12 protein-coding genes are annotated in these 15,667 nt (G+C 69.8%); 7 read left to right on the forward strand and 5 right to left on the reverse strand.

Features of this window, described 5'->3' with window-relative positions; translation table 11 throughout:
- Window positions 1-14: 14 nt before the first annotated feature.
- The gene (gene lpdA / locus QBE02_RS02560; RefSeq protein WP_279367010.1) at window positions 15-1,388 is read right to left on the reverse strand and encodes a dihydrolipoyl dehydrogenase; all 1,374 of its coding nucleotides are present in this window, start codon (window positions 1,386-1,388) and stop codon (window positions 15-17) included.
- Window positions 1,385-2,851, reverse strand: a complete 1,467-nt coding sequence (locus QBE02_RS02565; RefSeq protein ID WP_279367011.1) for a leucyl aminopeptidase — start codon at window positions 2,849-2,851, stop codon at window positions 1,385-1,387. Before QBE02_RS02565 ends, lpdA begins: the two co-directional genes overlap by 4 nt.
- Window positions 2,852-2,935: 84 nt before the next feature.
- On the opposite strand from QBE02_RS02565, the gene QBE02_RS02570 reads away from it, so the two are divergent.
- From QBE02_RS02570 to QBE02_RS02580, 3 genes are all read left to right on the forward strand, one after another.
- The gene (locus tag QBE02_RS02570; protein WP_279367012.1) at window positions 2,936-3,862 is read left to right on the forward strand and encodes a proteasome assembly chaperone family protein; all 927 of its coding nucleotides are present in this window, start codon (window positions 2,936-2,938) and stop codon (window positions 3,860-3,862) included.
- Window positions 3,863-4,121: 259 nt separating this feature from the next.
- Complete coding sequence (locus tag QBE02_RS02575; protein WP_279367013.1) at window positions 4,122-5,441, forward strand: RNA polymerase sigma factor; 1,320 nt, start codon at window positions 4,122-4,124, stop codon at window positions 5,439-5,441.
- On the forward strand, window positions 5,438-6,136 hold the full coding sequence (locus QBE02_RS02580) for a coenzyme F420-0:L-glutamate ligase (protein WP_279367014.1): 699 nt from the start codon (window positions 5,438-5,440) through the stop codon (window positions 6,134-6,136). Before QBE02_RS02575 ends, QBE02_RS02580 begins: the two co-directional genes overlap by 4 nt.
- 494 nt (window positions 6,137-6,630) lie before the next feature.
- Here QBE02_RS02580 and QBE02_RS02585 read toward each other — a convergent pair whose 3' ends face one another.
- Entirely contained in the window at window positions 6,631-7,653 is a 1,023-nt protein-coding gene (locus QBE02_RS02585) for a sugar-transfer associated ATP-grasp domain-containing protein (RefSeq protein ID WP_279367015.1), read from the reverse strand.
- A 44-nt stretch (window positions 7,654-7,697) separates the two neighbouring features.
- Between QBE02_RS02585 and QBE02_RS02590 the strand changes: the two genes are divergently transcribed.
- Window positions 7,698-8,348, forward strand: a complete 651-nt coding sequence (locus tag QBE02_RS02590; RefSeq protein ID WP_279367016.1) for an alanine racemase C-terminal domain-containing protein — start codon at window positions 7,698-7,700, stop codon at window positions 8,346-8,348.
- Complete coding sequence (locus tag QBE02_RS02595) at window positions 8,345-9,388, forward strand: alanine racemase (RefSeq protein ID WP_279367017.1); 1,044 nt, start codon at window positions 8,345-8,347, stop codon at window positions 9,386-9,388. The genes QBE02_RS02590 and QBE02_RS02595 overlap by 4 nt, the downstream gene beginning before the upstream one ends.
- 59 nt (window positions 9,389-9,447) lie before the next feature.
- On the opposite strand, the gene QBE02_RS02600 is transcribed toward QBE02_RS02595, so the two are convergent.
- A complete protein-coding gene (locus QBE02_RS02600; RefSeq protein WP_056231527.1) occupies window positions 9,448-9,669 on the reverse strand; it encodes a DUF7455 domain-containing protein in 222 nt (73 codons plus the stop codon).
- 162 nt (window positions 9,670-9,831) lie between these two features.
- On the opposite strand from QBE02_RS02600, the gene QBE02_RS02605 reads away from it, so the two are divergent.
- Window positions 9,832-11,904: a DNA gyrase/topoisomerase IV subunit B gene (locus tag QBE02_RS02605; protein WP_279367850.1), complete on the forward strand. Its 2,073-nt coding sequence runs from the start codon at window positions 9,832-9,834 to the stop codon at window positions 11,902-11,904.
- An 82-nt stretch (window positions 11,905-11,986) separates the two neighbouring features.
- Here QBE02_RS02605 and QBE02_RS02610 read toward each other — a convergent pair whose 3' ends face one another.
- Window positions 11,987-14,455 (reverse strand): DNA gyrase/topoisomerase IV subunit A, encoded by a 2,469-nt coding sequence (locus QBE02_RS02610; RefSeq protein ID WP_279367018.1) that lies wholly within the window; start codon window positions 14,453-14,455, stop codon window positions 11,987-11,989.
- Window positions 14,456-14,526: 71 nt separating this feature from the next.
- Here QBE02_RS02610 and QBE02_RS02615 point away from each other — a divergent pair, with 71 nt between their 5' ends.
- Window positions 14,527-15,654 (forward strand): alkaline phosphatase family protein, encoded by a 1,128-nt coding sequence (locus tag QBE02_RS02615; RefSeq protein WP_279367019.1) that lies wholly within the window; start codon window positions 14,527-14,529, stop codon window positions 15,652-15,654.
- Window positions 15,655-15,667 lie beyond the last annotated feature (13 nt).

Genomic DNA, 15,667 nt, shown 5'->3' on the forward strand with positions numbered 1-15,667 from the left:
TGACCGGTTTGCGGTCAGAGTGCGTGCAGGGGCTTGCCGGCGAGAGCCAGGAAGGCTTCGCCGAGCGCCTCGCTCTGGGTGGGGTGTGCGTGGACGAACGGCGCGATGTCTTCGGGGTGGGCTTCCCACCCCACGGCGAGCTGCGCCTCCGAGATCAGTTCACCGACGCGATCGCCCACGAGGTGGGCGCCGACGACGGGGCCGTCGACACGTCGGACGATCTTCACGATGCCCGAGGTGCCGATGATCTCGCTGCGGCCGTTTCCGGCCAGGTTGTACTCGTACGCCTTCACGGCATCGGATCCGTAACGATCCTGCGCCTGCGCCTCGGTGAGACCGACGGACGCGACCTCGGGGTGCGAGTAGGCGACGCGGGGGACGTCGACGTCGGGGACCAGCACGGGCGCCAGCCCGGCGATCTCCTCCGCCACGAAGATGCCCTGCTGGAAGCCGCGGTGCGCGAGCTGCAGGCCGGGGACGATGTCGCCCACCGCCCACACGTGGTCGGCGGCGGTGCGAAGACGCTCGTCGGTCTGGACGAAGCCGCGGTCGAGGACGACGCCGGCTTCTTCGTAGCCGAGTCCGGCGGTCACCGGGCCCCGGCCGACAGCGACCAGGACGTAATCGGCCACGAGCTCGGAGCCGTCGTCCAGGGTCACGGTCGCCGAGTCCGCGGACTGCGAGAGCGAGGCGAACCTCTTCCCGAGGTGGAGCGAGATCCCGCGCTTTCGGAACGCGCGCTCGAGCGCCTTGCTCGACGCCACGTCCTCGGCCGGCAGCAGGTGGGGGAGTGCCTCGACGATCGTGACGTCGACGCCGAACGAACGCCACACGCTCGCGAACTCGACACCGATCACGCCACCGCCCAGGACGACCACTCGCTCGGGGATCACATCGAGGTCGAGGGCCTGCTCGCTGGTGAGCACCCGCCCGCCGATCTCGAGGCCCGGCAGGCTCCGGCTGTACGAGCCGGTGGCGAGGATGACGTCGGTTCCGCGGTACACGTCATCGCCGACGCGAACTGTCGGCCCCGCCGCGAGCACCCCTTCGCCGTGGACGACTCGGATGCCGCGAGCCGAGATCAGGCCCTCGAGTCCCTTGAACTTCTTCGCGACGATGCCTTCGCGGTACGCCCGCACGCGCACCGGATCGATGCCCGAGAAGGTCACATCGACGCCGATGTCGGCCGCGCCACGGGCGGCATCGGCGACCTCGCCGGCGTGGAGGAGCGCCTTGGTCGGAATGCACCCCCGGTGCAGGCAGGTGCCGCCGAGCTTGTCCTTCTCGACGAGGACGACGCCTTTACCCAGCTCCGCGAGGCGGAGGGCGGCGGCGTAGCCACCGCTTCCGCCGCCGAGCACGACAACGTCGGCGGAGTAGTCGGTCACCGTGCGCCGTCCGTGGCCAGCATCTCGACGAGCGAGCGGACCGTCGCTCCCGTCACGCCCTTATCTGTGTACCCGAAGGGCGCGGACTTGTTCATGCCCACACCGGCGATGTCGAGGTGCACCCAGGGGATACGCGGAGCATCGGCGTCCGACGAGACACGACCCACGAAGTGGCGCAGGAACAACCCGGCGAACAGCGAGCCGCCCGCGGGATCGCCGATCTTGGCGTTCTGCAGGTCGGCGATGGGGGAGTCGAGGTCGTCGACCATGTGGTCCGGGAGCGGCAACTGCCAGGCGAGCTCTGCCGTCCGCGAAGACGCGGCCAGGTACGTCGCGACCGCCTCGTCGTCTCCCATCACACCGGTGTGGCGGTTGCCGAGCGCGACGGTGATCGCCCCCGTCAGAGTGGCCACGTCGACGATGAGATCGGGGTTCTCGCGGCTGGCCGCGGCGAGGCCGTCGGCGAGCACGAGGCGACCTTCGGCATCGGTGTTCAGCACTTCGACGGTCGTGCCGTCGAGGGTGCGCAGCACGTCGCCCGGGCGCGTCGCGCGACCCGAGGGCATGTTGTCCGCGATGCAGAGCCAGGCGCTCACGTGCACGGGCAGACGCATCTCGGCTGCGGCCTTGAGGACGGCGAGCACTGTCGCGGCGCCGCACATGTCGTACTTCATGCCGACCATGGATGCCGGCGGCTTGAGCGAGAGGCCACCGGTGTCGAACGTGATGCCCTTGCCGACGAGGGCGACGTGACGCTCCGCGTCGGCGGGCGCATAGTCGAGGCGCACCATGCGCGGCGGGCGGTCGGATCCCTGCCCGACGCCGAGGATGCCGCCGTACCCGCCGTCACGAAGGGCGTTCTCGTCGAGCACCTCGACCTCGACGGGTAGTCCCTCGACGGCCTTCACAGCGGCGTCGGCGAAGTCGGCGGGCCCGAGCCACTCGGCCGGGGTCGTCACCAGGTCCTTCACCAGCGCGACAGCACCGGCGACGGCCGCGACCGCAGCGGTGTCACTGTCGGCGGGCGCCTCATCGGCGACCACCGTCACGCGGGTCGCGCGCACCTTCGCCGCCTTCTTCTTGTAGTCGGCGAAGCGGTATCCGCCGAGAGCGGCACCTTCGGCGATCGGTCGCCACGGGGAAGCGACGAGCGACTGCACGGCGACGTGCTCGAAGCCGGTCAGCTGGCGGAGCCCCGTGCCCGCGGCTTCACGCAGAGCCGCGTCCGCCGGGTTCGAGCCCGCACCGGCCACGGCCACGGGGGTGGAGACGCCCGGGACGTGCACCCGCTGGAACGAGCCCGCCGCGCCGGTGAAACCGACTGCGGACAGCGCCGCCATCAGTCCCTCCCAGCCGGCCGGATCCGGAGCCCCCTCCGAAACAGTGGGGACGATCAGAAGGATCGCATCGGCGTCGGACTCGAGAACGGGGGCGTCGGTATACGCCACGGAGGGAAACGGCATGGCATCCATCCTAGGTTCGAGCGTGTTCGCTAGGAGCGGGACGCACCGCGGCCGACGCAACCGGCACGCTCGTAGAGTGGAGGTATGCGTTCCTCCGCCCCGCTGTACGACCGCGCCCCTGCGGCGCCCCCCGTGCCGTCGGGCCTGCCTCTCGTGATCGCCCTCACCGGTTTCACCGATGCCGGTGGCGCGGTGACCCGTCTCGTCGAGTACTTCCGAAACGACGTGCAGCCCAACGCCCTCTTCGTCTTCGACAACGACGCGCTGCTGGATTACCGCGCGCGCCGACCCGCGATCACGTTCGTCGAGGACCACCTCACGGACTACCGCCCCGCGCGCCTCGAGCTGTCGCTCGCACACGACTCCCTCGGGCAACCCTTCCTGCTCCTCGCGGGGTACGAGCCCGACTTCCTCTGGGAGTCCTTCGCCGAAACGGTCCTCGAGTTGTCGGCGGGCCTGCAGGTCTCGTCGATCTCGTGGGTGCACGCGATCCCCATGCCGGTCCCGCACACGCGCCCCATCGGCACCACCGTCAGCGGAACGCGCCCCGACCTCGCCGAGGCTCACTCCGTCTGGCGCCCTCACACCCAGGTGCCCTCCACGGCGGGCCACCTTCTCGAGTACCGCTTCGCCGAGGCCGGCGCCAAGGTGGCGGGCTTCGCCTTGCTCGTTCCCCATTACCTCGGCGATACGGAGTACCCGGCCGCCGCCCTCGCCGCTCTCGACAGCCTGACCGTCGCGACCGGCTTGGTGTTCTCGGGAGAAGTGCTGCGCGAAGAGAACCGCGAATTCCTCGAGAAGGTGACCGAGCAGGTCGAGGGCAGCGATGAGCTGACCCGCATGCTCGAGAACCTCGAGGAGCGTTACGACGCCTACATGGCGGGCTCGACCCAAGCCACGCCGATCATCCACACGGGCGATCTGCCGAGTGCCGACGAGCTCGCCGCCGAGCTCGAGCGCTTCCTCGCCTCGCGCCCCGGCGACGACGATCGACGCGGCAAGCTCGGCTGACGGCATCCGAAATCCGCGTCGACGGGATGCCGAGGAGTCGGCATCCCGGGAATGTCCGATCGGACGCGAGCGTTGTCTACGCATAGATCCCCGGTCCACGTCAAGTCCCGGTCCGGGAATGTGAGACAATGAAGAACCTGACCCGTTGTCAACCGGACCAGGAGCCCCCGCTCCTCGGTTCGGGACTTGACAAGGGTCTTACTAGTGTCCGAGAACGACCGGTGGCCGTGCAGCGTACGTTCCCGGTGAAAGGCGAAACGTGGCAGACACGACAACCAAGACCCGCTCCCGGAGTGCGAAGGACACCGAGCTCGAGAACTCCGAGGAGACCGTGACGGCGTCGAAGACGACGACCGCCAAGAAGGCCCCCGCGAAGAAGGCTCCGGCCAAGGCCAAGGCGACTCCCGCCAAGGCGAAGGCCAAGGCCAACAAGGACGACGACCTCGAAGAGGACGACGAGGTCGAAGAAGGCGACGTCGAGATCGACGAGACCGACGACAGCGACGACTCCGACGACGCGGCCAAGACCGACGCGAAGAAGACCGACGACGACGATGACGACGAGACTCCGGCGGCGCCCGCCGAGGCTCTTCCCACGGGCGCGATCGTCATCTCGTCGAGCGACGAGGACGACGTCCCCGTCTACTCCGCGCAGATCACCGGCGCGACCGCCGACCCGGTCAAGGACTACCTGAAGCAGATCGGCAAGGTCCCGCTCCTGAACGCGGCCGAAGAGGTCGAGCTCGCGATGCGCATCGAGGCCGGTCTGTTCGCCGAAGAGAAGCTGTCGAACATGTCGGCGGCCGAGAAGACGAGCCAGCTCGGGCTCGACCTGCAGTGGGTCGCCCGTGACGGTCAGCGCGCCAAGAGTCACCTGCTCGGTGCGAACCTGCGCCTCGTCGTTTCGCTTGCCAAGCGCTACACCGGTCGTGGCATGCAGTTCCTCGACCTCATTCAGGAGGGCAACCTGGGCCTGATCCGTGCGGTTGAGAAGTTCGACTACACCAAGGGCTTCAAGTTCTCGACCTACGCCACCTGGTGGATCCGTCAGGCGATCACGCGCGCTATGGCCGACCAGGCCCGCACCATCCGCATCCCGGTGCACATGGTCGAGGTCATCAACAAGCTCGCGCGCGTCCAGCGTCAGATGCTGCAGGACCTCGGTCGCGAACCCACGCCCGAGGAACTCAGCCGCGAGCTCGACATGACCCCCGAGAAGGTCATCGAGGTGCAGAAGTACGGCCGCGAGCCGATCTCGCTGCACACGCCCCTCGGTGAAGACGGAGACAGCGAGTTCGGCGACCTCATCGAGGACACCGAGGCCGTCGTTCCCGCCGACGCCGTCGGCTTCACCATGCTGCAGCGTCAGCTGGAGTCGCTCCTCGACTCGCTCAGCGAGCGCGAGGCGGGCGTGATCCGCATGCGCTTCGGCCTCGGCGACGGTCAGCCCAAGACCCTCGACCAGATCGGCGACACGTTCGGTGTCACGCGCGAGCGCATCCGCCAGATCGAGTCGAAGACCATGGCGAAGCTGCGTCACCCGAGCCGCTCGCAGTCGCTTCGGGACTACCTCGAATGAGCGCGGAGGCCAACGCCGGCAAGGCGCTCACCGTCACCGTCGAGGGCACCTCGTACGCCCGCATCCCGATCCGCACGCGGGTCGTCATGCCGGGCGACGACCTCGACGCGTTCATCCTCGAGTACGCGAAGGATGCCGTGCAGCCGGGCGACCTGCTGTTCGTCACCGAGAAGATCGTCGCGATCACGCAGGGCCGGTCGTTCAAGCTCGACACGATCAAGCCCCGCAAGCTCGCGCTCTTCCTGTCGAAGTACGTCACCCGCACGCCCTACGGCATCGGTCTCGGCATGCCCGAGACGATGGAGATGGCGCTGCGCGAGTGCGGAACGCCCCGCATCCTGTTCGCCGCGGCCGTCTCGGCCGTGACCAAGGCGTTCGGACGCAAGGGCGACTTCTACCGCATCGCCGGCGACAAGGCGCGCGCGATCGACGGCCCCACCAAGGGCACGATCCCGCCGTACAACCAGGCCGTCGTGCTCGGACCCGAGCGTCCGCGCGAGGTGGCCGCACGCCTGAAGTCGCTGCTCGGCGACGACCTGCAGGTGGCCGTGGTCGACATCAACGACCTGGGTGGCAACATCCTCGGCTCGACGATGGACAAGGCCGGCGAGAAGCGCCTCGTCGCGATCCTCAAGGACAACCCGCTCGGTCAGGGCCACGAGTCGACGCCGCTCGGCATCGTGCGCCACACCTGAGACACCTCGTCGAAAGGCCCGTCCCGTTCTCGGGGCGGGCCTCTCGCGTTCCCGGATGCCGTCTCCCACCCGCCCGCGCCCATCACGCAGATGTCTCGCCCCGGTTGCGCGGCGACGGCCCCGCCGGGCGCCCACTCGCGGCGAGTGAGCGGCTCGAGACGCTCACGCACGACGCTCATGTGCCGCAAATGCACGCCACCGGCCACTTCGGGCGGCCCTTTGCGGCAAACGAACGGCCCGAGGCTCTCACGCACGACGCTCATGTGCCGCAGATGCACGCCACCGGCCACTTCGGGCGGCCCTTTGCGGCAAACGAACGGCTCGCGACGCTCACGCGCGGCTGTGGCGAGTGGGGCGTACTCATCACGCGGCCCCGGTAGGTGTCCACGCCGCGCGCCACCGGGCGGGGGACCAAGGGAGTGAGCATCTTTCGCGCCGACGAACACAGCGGAGGCCCGCCCCCACGCGGGGGACGGGCCTCTCGGCATCCGGGATCAGAACCCGATGGCGGCCTGGTAGCGCGGCTTGTGCCCGGTGCGGATGCCGGTCACGCTCGGCTTGTTCTCGTAGACGCCGGCGCCCCAGTTGCCCTCGACGAGTACGGGGCCGTCGGGGCCGACGACGATGTCCCAGCCGACGTACTGCACCTGGGGAACGACGCGCGCGACCTGGTCGACGAACGCCTTGACCTCGTCGATCATCGGCAGCTGGAAGTCGGCGATGCGCGCTCCCGAGTCGGGGTGCAGCTCGTGCACGTGACCGTGCGAGTCGTAGCCGGCGCCGAGGGCGTGGCCGTTCTCGTCGAGCATCGTGTAAAAGCCGCCGAAGGTCATCTGGTCGCTCACCGCGCCGCGGCCGAACTTCTGCGCCATCGCGAGGATGTGGGTCTTCTGTCCATCGAAGAACGCGGTGACGCGCGTGGTGTTGACGGTGCCGGGGCAGACGGCCGCGAGGTCGTCGTGCTGGCGGATGACCTCTTCGACGAGGATCTCTCCGCGCTCGAGCAGTCCGCGGTGGAAAGCGCTCCAGTCGTCGACCTCGGCCGCGTGGTAGCGGTGCACGCCGGTGCCGGCCTGACCGACCGGCTCCTTGGTGACGATGGTGCCGAGGCGCTCGGTGAAGGCGCGCAGTTCGTCGGCGTTGCCGGCATCCACCACCATCCAGTCGCGACGGAGGAACTCGCTGAACCTCTTGTCAAACTCGACCTTGTCCTGGAACAGACCGCGGTAGTCGGGGTGGTCGTACTTCTGCGAGATCTGGTTCGACACCGGGTGCGTCATGTACGTCGCGCGCTCAGCGGGGGTGAGGATGGCGAAGTCGTAGTCGATGTAGTCCTGGAAGCCGACGTTCTTCACACCGGCCTGAAAGAGCATGTCGGCGACGACGAGCGGCAGCGCCTTGCCGTGCTGCGCGGAGGCCTCTTTGGCTCGTTCGACGACGGATCCGACGTCGATGCGGCGGGCCCGCCCGGCGAGGTAACGCAGGCGTGTGACGGGGGAGAAACCCTGTTGAGGCATGAGGCTCCGAGGTCGGGGACGAAGGACCCCGTTAGTCTAAAGGGGTGACCTCCACGCTCCCTGCCCGCTTGCCCGCGGCCGGGGGAGTGGCCCCGGTGGCCTTCGTCTCCGAGTCGGCCCTGCGTCGCAACGCGCCCCTCGCCCTCGCAGCCGGCACCGCGACCGGCACCGACGACGTGCTCGCGGCCGACGCGTGGGGGCACGGCGCCGAGTGGGTGGCATCCGTGCTCTCGGATCTGGGAATGGATGCCGCGCCCCTCGACGCAGCCGCCCTGTTCGGTCTGCCCGGCTCGCACGCGCAGCCCGTGATGTCGCTGCGCGGACGCGCTCTGGGAACCAAGCCGCTCCTGCGCGGCGAGGGCGTCTCGTACGGCTACACGCACCGCGCTCCTCACGACACCACCGTGGCCCTCGTCACCGGCGGTTACGCCCAAGGCGTGGTGCGCTCGCTCGGGAACGCCGCCACGGTCGCGATCGACGGGCACCGGCACCGCATCGTCGGGCGCGTGGCCATGGACGTCTGCGTCGTGGACGTCGAGCACGCCGCTGTGCCGCGCGGAGCGGAGGTCGTCTTCTTCGGCGACCCGGCCGAGGGTCATCCGTCGCTCGAGGAGTGGACGGATGCCACGGGCCTCGGTGCCGCCGAGATTGTCGCCGTCGTGGGCGTCCGCGCCGATCGGCGGGTGACCGCGTGAGCGCCGTCTACCGCGTGGACCTCGACGCCTTCGCTCGCAACCTCCGTCGCGTGCGAGAGGCCGTGGCACCCGCGGAGCACATGCTCGTCGTCAAGGACGACGCCTACGCCCACGGTCTGGAGCCCCTCGTGACGCGGGCCGTCGCGGAGGGCGTCCGCTGGATCGGCGCGTTCGACGTCGTCACCGGGGCGGCCGTCCGCCGTATCGCCGGGCCCGACGTACGTATCTTCGTGTGGCTGATCGGCGGGGCCGACGACCTGGCCGCGGGCATCGCGGCCGACCTCGACCTCGGCATCGGCGACGAAGCCCTCCTCGACGACCTCGCCCGGCTCGACACCGGTCGGCCCGCCCGCGTGCACCTCAAGATCGACACGGGCCTTCACCGCAACGGCATCCGTCCCGAACGATGGGAGGCCGCTCTCGCGCAGACCTCGGAGCTCGTCGCCGCGGGCCGGGTGGCCTTCGAGGGGATCTGGTCGCACATCTCCGAGGCCTCGGATGCCGACGACGACGACGCCCGAGCGGTGTTCCTGGCCGCGCGCGAGACGGCGCGCGCCGCGGGGCTCGACCCGCGTTTCTCTCACTTGGCCGCCAGTGCGGCGGGGTTCGCGCGCGGCGAGTTCCGCGAAGACATCGTGCGGGTCGGGGCGTTCTCGTACGGCATCCGTCCCGCCGGCGGGCCGGGGGAGCGGGAGCTCGGCATCGAGCCGATCGCGACGCTGTCGGCCACGGTCACGGCGGTGGACGCCGCGGGCGTGCACCTCGACCTCGGAAGCCTGCACGGGTTGCCCAGCGCCCTGGGTGGACGGTTCGACGTTCTCACCCCCGAGGGGCCGCGACGGGTCGAGGCGATCGCGCCGACCGAGACGGTGCTCGCTCCGTGGGCCGGCGCTCAACCGGGAAACGAGATCGCCCTGTTCGGCCCCGCGGCCTCGCACACGGCGACCGACCTGGCCGAACTGATCGACACGATCGGCGAGGAGATCGCGCTGCGCGTGTCACCGACTGTTCCGCGCGTGTACGTCTCGACCGACGCCTGAAACGCGGAACGGGCCCCGACGCACTCCGTGAGTGCGGGGCCCGTTCCGACGTGATGGTCTCAGTCGGCGGCGTTGAGTCGCGCCGTCTCGTCGTGCCACGAGGTGGCGACGCTGCGGAGCTTCTCTTCGTACTTGCGGCCGTGGTGCGCGCAGAACAACAGCTCGCTGCCGTTCACCTCAGCGGCGATGTACGCCTGTGCGCCGCAGGAGTCGCAGCGATCGGCCGCCGTCAGGCGGTGATCGAGGACGGCTGACGCTTCGGGTGCAGTCGTGGTGGTCATGTCGGGTGCCCTCCTCAGGTGGTCGTGGGCGAGTCTCCATATACAACCACGCGGATGTTTCCCCTATGCCGCCGCTTGATCACATTTCGCTGTGCGCGTACGGTGACCCGACCTTGCTGTGTGTCTGGCAGGCGATGTCGGTGGCCCCGATTACGCTGGGAGATCGTGACGTCCGAGTACTCCGCCCATCATCTGCAGGTCCTCGAGGGCCTCGAAGCCGTGCGCAAGCGCCCGGGCATGTACATCGGGTCCACCGACTCCCGTGGTCTCATGCACTGCCTGTGGGAGATCATCGACAACTCCGTCGACGAAGCCCTCGGCGGCTTCGGCTCGCGCATCGACATCGTGCTGCACGCCGACGGCAGCGTCGAGGTGCGCGACCGCGCCCGCGGCATCCCGGTCGACGTCGAACCCCGCACGGGCCTGACGGGTGTCGAGGTCGTCTTCACCAAGCTGCACGCCGGCGGCAAGTTCGGCGGCGGCTCGTACGCGGCATCCGGCGGTCTGCACGGCGTGGGCGCGTCGGTCGTCAACGCGCTGTCGGAGCGCCTCGACGTCGAGGTCGATCGCGGCGGCAAGACCTACGCGATGTCGTTCCACCGCGGCGAGCCCGGTCTGTTCTCGGGCGACACCCCCGACTCGACGTTCACCCCCTTCGAGCGCAGCAGTGAGCTGCGCGTGATCGGCAAGGCGCCGCGCGGAGTCAGCGGCACGCGCATCCGCTACTGGGCCGACCGGCAGATCTTCACCAAAGACGCGACCTTCGGGCTCGACGAGCTCGTGCAGCGCGTGCGCCAGACGGCGTTCCTGGTGCCGGGGCTCGAGATCGTCGTGCAGGACGAGCGGAGCGACGAGCGCGTCGAGACGAGCTACCGCTTCGACGGCGGCATCTCGGAGTTCGCCGACTTCCTCGCGCCCGACGCGGCGGTCACCGACACCTGGCGTCTCACCGGCACCGGCACCTTCACCGAAACCGTGCCCGTGCTGCAGCCCGGCGGATCGATGATCCCGACCGAGGTCTCGCGCGAGTGCGAGGTCGACATCGCGGTGCGCTGGGGCACGGGCTACGACACCACGACCCGCTCATTCGTCAACATCATCGCCACGCCCAAGGGCGGCACGCACCAGCAGGGCTTCGAGCAGGGGCTCATGAAGGTGCTCCGCGCGCAGGTCGAGCAGAACGCCCGCAAGCTCAAGGTCGGCAACGACAAGATCGAGAAGGACGATCTGCTGGCGGGGCTCACCACGGTGCTCACCGTGCGTCTGCCCGAGCCGCAGTTCGAGGGCCAGACGAAAGAGGTGCTCGGCACCCCGGCGGTGCGCCAGATCGTGGCATCCGTCGTCCAGAAGGAGCTCGCGGCCCGCTTCGCCTCGCCCAAGCGCGACGACAAGGCGCAGACGGCTCAGCTGCTCGAGAAGATCGTCTCCGAGATGAAGGCGCGCATCTCCGCGCGCACCCACAAAGAGACCCAGCGACGCAAGAACGCCCTGGAGTCGTCGTCGCTGCCCGCCAAGCTCGTCGACTGCCGCTCGAACGATGTCAACGATTCCGAGCTGTTCATCGTCGAGGGCGACTCCGCGCTCGGCACGGCCAAGCTCGCGCGCAACAGTGAGTTCCAGGCGCTGCTGCCGATCCGCGGCAAGATCCTCAACACGCAGAAGGCCTCGATCAGCGACATGCTGTCGAACGCCGAGTGCGCCTCGATCATCCAGGTGATCGGTGCGGGCTCCGGGCGCTCGTTCGATCTCGACGCCGCCCGCTACGGCAAGATCATCCTGATGAGCGACGCCGACGTCGACGGCGCGCACATCCGCACGCTGCTGCTGACGCTGTTCTTCCGCTACATGCGACCGCTGGTCGAAGAGGGGCGCGTCTTCGCCGCCGTCCCGCCGCTGCACCGGGTGATCGTCATGAACCCCGGCACCAAGCCCAACGAGACGATCTACACCTACAGCGAGCAGGAGCTGCACGCGCTGCTCGCCAAGCTCAAGCGCGGCAACAAGCGCTGGCAGGAGCCGATCCAGCGGTACAAGGGGCTCGGCGAGATGGATGCCGATCAGCTCGCGACCACGACCATGGATCGCGCCGGCCGCATGCTGCGCCGCGTGCGCGTGCAGGACATGGAGGTCGCGGCATCCGTGTTCGACCTGCTCATGGGCAGCGACGTGGCCCCGCGCCGCGAGTTCATCATCGACTCGAGCGATCGGCTCGCGCGCGAACGCATCGACGTCTGAGCCTGCCGAGGCCGCAGCCGGGAACGGCGCACCGGTCACCGCATCCGCGCGAGGGGCGCGCCGCCAAAGCGGCGGACGCGGCCTAACGGACGACGGTGCCGATCGCCCCGACGACGGCGTCGAGGGGCTGACCCGAGGCGTCGCGCTTCGCGCCGGCATCCGGAAGCGCACGCACCGAGCCGTCGGGTCCGACCGCGCGCGGATCGGTGCCCACCCAGGCGAGCACGAGGCCGTCCTCGCCACGCAACAGGCGCTGGGCGCGCACGCCTCCGGTGGCACGGCCCTTCGCGGGGAACTCCGTGAAGGCCGAGACCTTGGCGCTGCCGGCGTCGGTGCCCGGCAGAGCCGCCGACGACCCGGCGACGGTCACGACCACCGCGTCGAAGGCCGAGGCCCCGACGACGGCGAAGGCGATCACCCGGGCGCCGTCGGAGAGGCGGATGCCGGCCATCCCGCCCGCGGATCGGCCCTGGGGCCGCACGGAGGAGGCCTCGAAACGCAGCAGCTGCGCGTCGCTCGCGACGAAGACGAGCTCGGCGTTGTCACCGGCGGGAGCGGCGCCCACGACCCGGTCGCCGTCACGCAACGAGATGATTTCAATCTCGTCCTTCGTGCCGAGCTCGGTGGCCGCGACGCGCTTGACGACACCCTGCTCGGTGCCGAGCGCGATGGTGGGGGAGTCGATCAGCGGCACGAGGGCCACGACCTTCTCGCCCTTCGCCAGCGGAAGGTACTGCTCGACCTTCGTGCCCGCGGCGACCTGGACGGAGTTCGCGGGAACCGACGGCAGGTCCACCGGCGAGAAGCGCACGAGACGGCCGGCCGAGGTCACGGCGCCGATATCGCCACGCGTGGTCGTATCGACCGAGGAGCGGATCGCGTCGTGCTTCGAGCGGCGCGCGGGCGGAACGACCCCACCGGCGGGCGCGTCGGCGATCAGCTCGGCGCGGACCATGCGTCCGGTGGCCGAGAGGTACACGCGGCAGGGGGCATCGGCGATCTGCAGGTCGGCGGCAGCGGCCGCGGCCCGCGCCGAGCGGGGCTGCACCGGCCCGCCGTTCAGCAGCATCGTGCGGCGGGGGGTGCCGTACGCGTCGGCCGCGGCATCCAATTCTCTGGCCACCTGCTGACGGAGCAGCGTCTCGCTGCCCAGCAGCTCGACCAATTGTGCGATCTCGGCGTTCAACTGATCGCGCTCGGCCTCGAGCTCGATGCGCGAGAACTTCGTGAGGCGGCGCAGGCGCAGTTCGAGGATGTACTCGGCCTGCAGATGCGAGAGGTCGAAGACCTCCTGCAGCTTCGTGCGCGCCTGCTCACCGTCGTCCGAGGAGCGGATGACCTGGATGACCTCGTCGATGTCGAGGATCGCGATGAGCAGACCCTCGACCAGGTGGAGCCGCTCGCGCTTACGCGCCAGGCGGAACTCGCTGCGCCGCGTGACGACGCGGATGCGGTGATCGATGTACACCCGCAGCATCTCGCGCAGGCCGAGAGTCTGCGGCTGCCCGTCGACCAGGGCGACGTTGTTGATGCCGAACGAGTCCTCGAGCGGGGTGAGGCGGTAGAGCTGCTCGAGCACGGCCTTGGGATCGAAGCCGGTCTTGATGCCGATGACGAGGCGCAGGCCGTTGTTGCGGTCGGTGAGGTCGGTGACGTCGGCGATGCCGGTCAGCTTCTTCGCCTGCACCGCGTCTTTGATCTTCTCGATCACGCGCTCGGGGCCGACGAGGTAGGGCAGTTCGGTGATGACGATTCCGGTACGGCGCGGGCCGAGCGACTCGATCGACGCCTTCGCGCGGGTGCGGAACGTGCCGCGACCGTTCGTGTACGCGTCTTTGATGCCGTCGAGACCGACGATGATGCCGCCCGAGGGCAGGTCGGGGCCGGGCACGAACTCCATGAGTTCTTCGACGGTGGCATCCGGATGCTGGAGCAGGTGGATCGCGGCGGCGACGACCTCGATGAGGTTGTGCGGGGCCATGTTCGTGGCCATGCCGACCGCGATGCCCGTCGCGCCGTTGACCAGCAGGTTGGGGAAGGCGGCCGGCAGCACCTCGGGCTGCTGGAACTGCCCGTCGTAGTTGGGGATGAAGTCGACGACGTCTTCGTCGAGGTTCTCGGTCAGCGCCATCGCCGGGGCGGCCAGGCGCGCCTCGGTGTAGCGGGGCGCGGCGGGACCGTCATCGAGCGAGCCGAAGTTGCCGTGGCCGTCGACCAGCGGCACCCGCAGCGAGAAGTACTGCGCGAGGCGCACGAGGGCGTCGTAGATGGGGGCGTCACCGTGGGGGTGGAGCTTTCCCATCACCTCACCGACGACGCGAGCGCTCTTGACGTGCCCGCGGTCGGGTCGCAGCCCCATCTCGGCCATCTGGTACAGGATGCGGCGCTGCACCGGCTTGAGTCCGTCGCGGGCGTCGGGAAGGGCCCGCGAGTAGATGACCGAGTAGGCGTACTCGAGGAACGACCCCTGCATCTCGGTCGAGACATCGACGTCTTCGATGCGCTCGACGACGGGTGACGTCGCGGATGAGGAGGAACGGGAATCGGGCATAGGTACGGCCTCGGGTCGGGCGGGCGTCGCGTCTCGACGGGGATCGGGGCTCCTGTGGGAGACTGGGCCCGATGTCACTCAGCCTACCGGCGGACCCGCCGCGCTCCCGGAGCCTCACCGGTGTGGTGGAGCAGTCGATCGCCGCTCTGACCGGCGGATCCGAGTGGTTCGCGCCCGCGCGCAGCGCGATCGTCATGCTCGTGGACGGCCTCGGCTCGCACAACCTCGCCGCCCGTCGCGGGCACGCGCGGTTCCTCGGCTCGGTCGGCGGTCGGCGCGATGTCGCCCGCACCGTCTTCCCCTCGACCACCGCCGCGGCCCTGTCGAGTCTTCTGACCGGTACCGATCCGGGCGCGCACGGCATCGTCGGCTATCGCGCACGCATCCCGGGGACCGACAAGGCCCCGAACCAGCTGCACGGGTGGGAGACGGACGGCCTCGACCCGCACACCTGGCAGCGCTCCGAGCCGCTGTTCGCCCGCCGCGCCGCCGCGGGACGACCGAGCTTCGTGGTGTCGCGTCCCTCGTACACGGGCACCGGTTTCACCCAGGCGACACTGCGCGGGGCCGAGTTCTTCCCCTCCGACGACCTCGATGAGCGCGTGCGTCTCGCGGCCGACCTGGCGGCACGGCATCCGGGATCGATCACCTACCTGTACGCCCCCGAGCTCGACACGGCCGGTCACCGCGACGGGTGGGAATCCGACCGCTGGACCGACACCCTCGAGCGGGTGGATGCCGCGGCTCGACGCCTCGCCGACGGGATCGACGCGCGCACGGGCGTCCTGGTCACCGCGGACCACGGCATGGTCGACGTCCCCGCCCACAAGCACGTGCTGCTGCGCGAGGGCGATCCGCTCCTCGAGGGCGTCGCCCTCCTCGGTGGCGAGCCCCGCATGCTCCACCTCTACACGGACGAGGGACGAGCGGATGCCGTGGCCTCCCTGTGGCGCGAGACCGAGGCCGCACGGGCCTGGGTGATGACGCGCGACGAGGCGATCGCGGCGGGCCTCTTCGGCGCCGTCGACGACGACGTGCGTCCGCGGATCGGAGACGTCCTCGTCGCCGCGCGGGGGCGCTTCGCGTACTACGACGACCGCGAGGCGGACAAGCGTCCGCAGCGGATGGTCGGCCAGCACGGTTCTCTCACCGACGAGGAACGCACCGTTCCGCTGCTGCGTCTCGGCGCGTTCGCCTGAGCCTGTCGGAGCA

The organism is Microbacterium testaceum, assembly GCF_029761935.1.
GTDB classification, from domain to species: domain Bacteria; phylum Actinomycetota; class Actinomycetes; order Actinomycetales; family Microbacteriaceae; genus Microbacterium; species Microbacterium testaceum_A.

Coding starts and splice junctions, on each gene's coding strand:
- QBE02_RS02565 (WP_279367011.1), bottom strand. CDS start 2,851: ATGCCGTTTCCCTCCGTGGCGTATACCGACGCCCCCGTTCTCGAGTCC.
- QBE02_RS02570 (WP_279367012.1), top strand. CDS start 2,936: ATGCGTTCCTCCGCCCCGCTGTACGACCGCGCCCCTGCGGCGCCCCCC.
- QBE02_RS02580 (WP_279367014.1), top strand. CDS start 5,438: ATGAGCGCGGAGGCCAACGCCGGCAAGGCGCTCACCGTCACCGTCGAG.
- QBE02_RS02585 (WP_279367015.1), bottom strand. CDS start 7,653: ATGCCTCAACAGGGTTTCTCCCCCGTCACACGCCTGCGTTACCTCGCC.
- QBE02_RS02600 (WP_056231527.1), bottom strand. CDS start 9,669: ATGACCACCACGACTGCACCCGAAGCGTCAGCCGTCCTCGATCACCGC.
- QBE02_RS02610 (WP_279367018.1), bottom strand. CDS start 14,455: ATGCCCGATTCCCGTTCCTCCTCATCCGCGACGTCACCCGTCGTCGAG.
- QBE02_RS02615 (WP_279367019.1), top strand. CDS start 14,527: ATGTCACTCAGCCTACCGGCGGACCCGCCGCGCTCCCGGAGCCTCACC.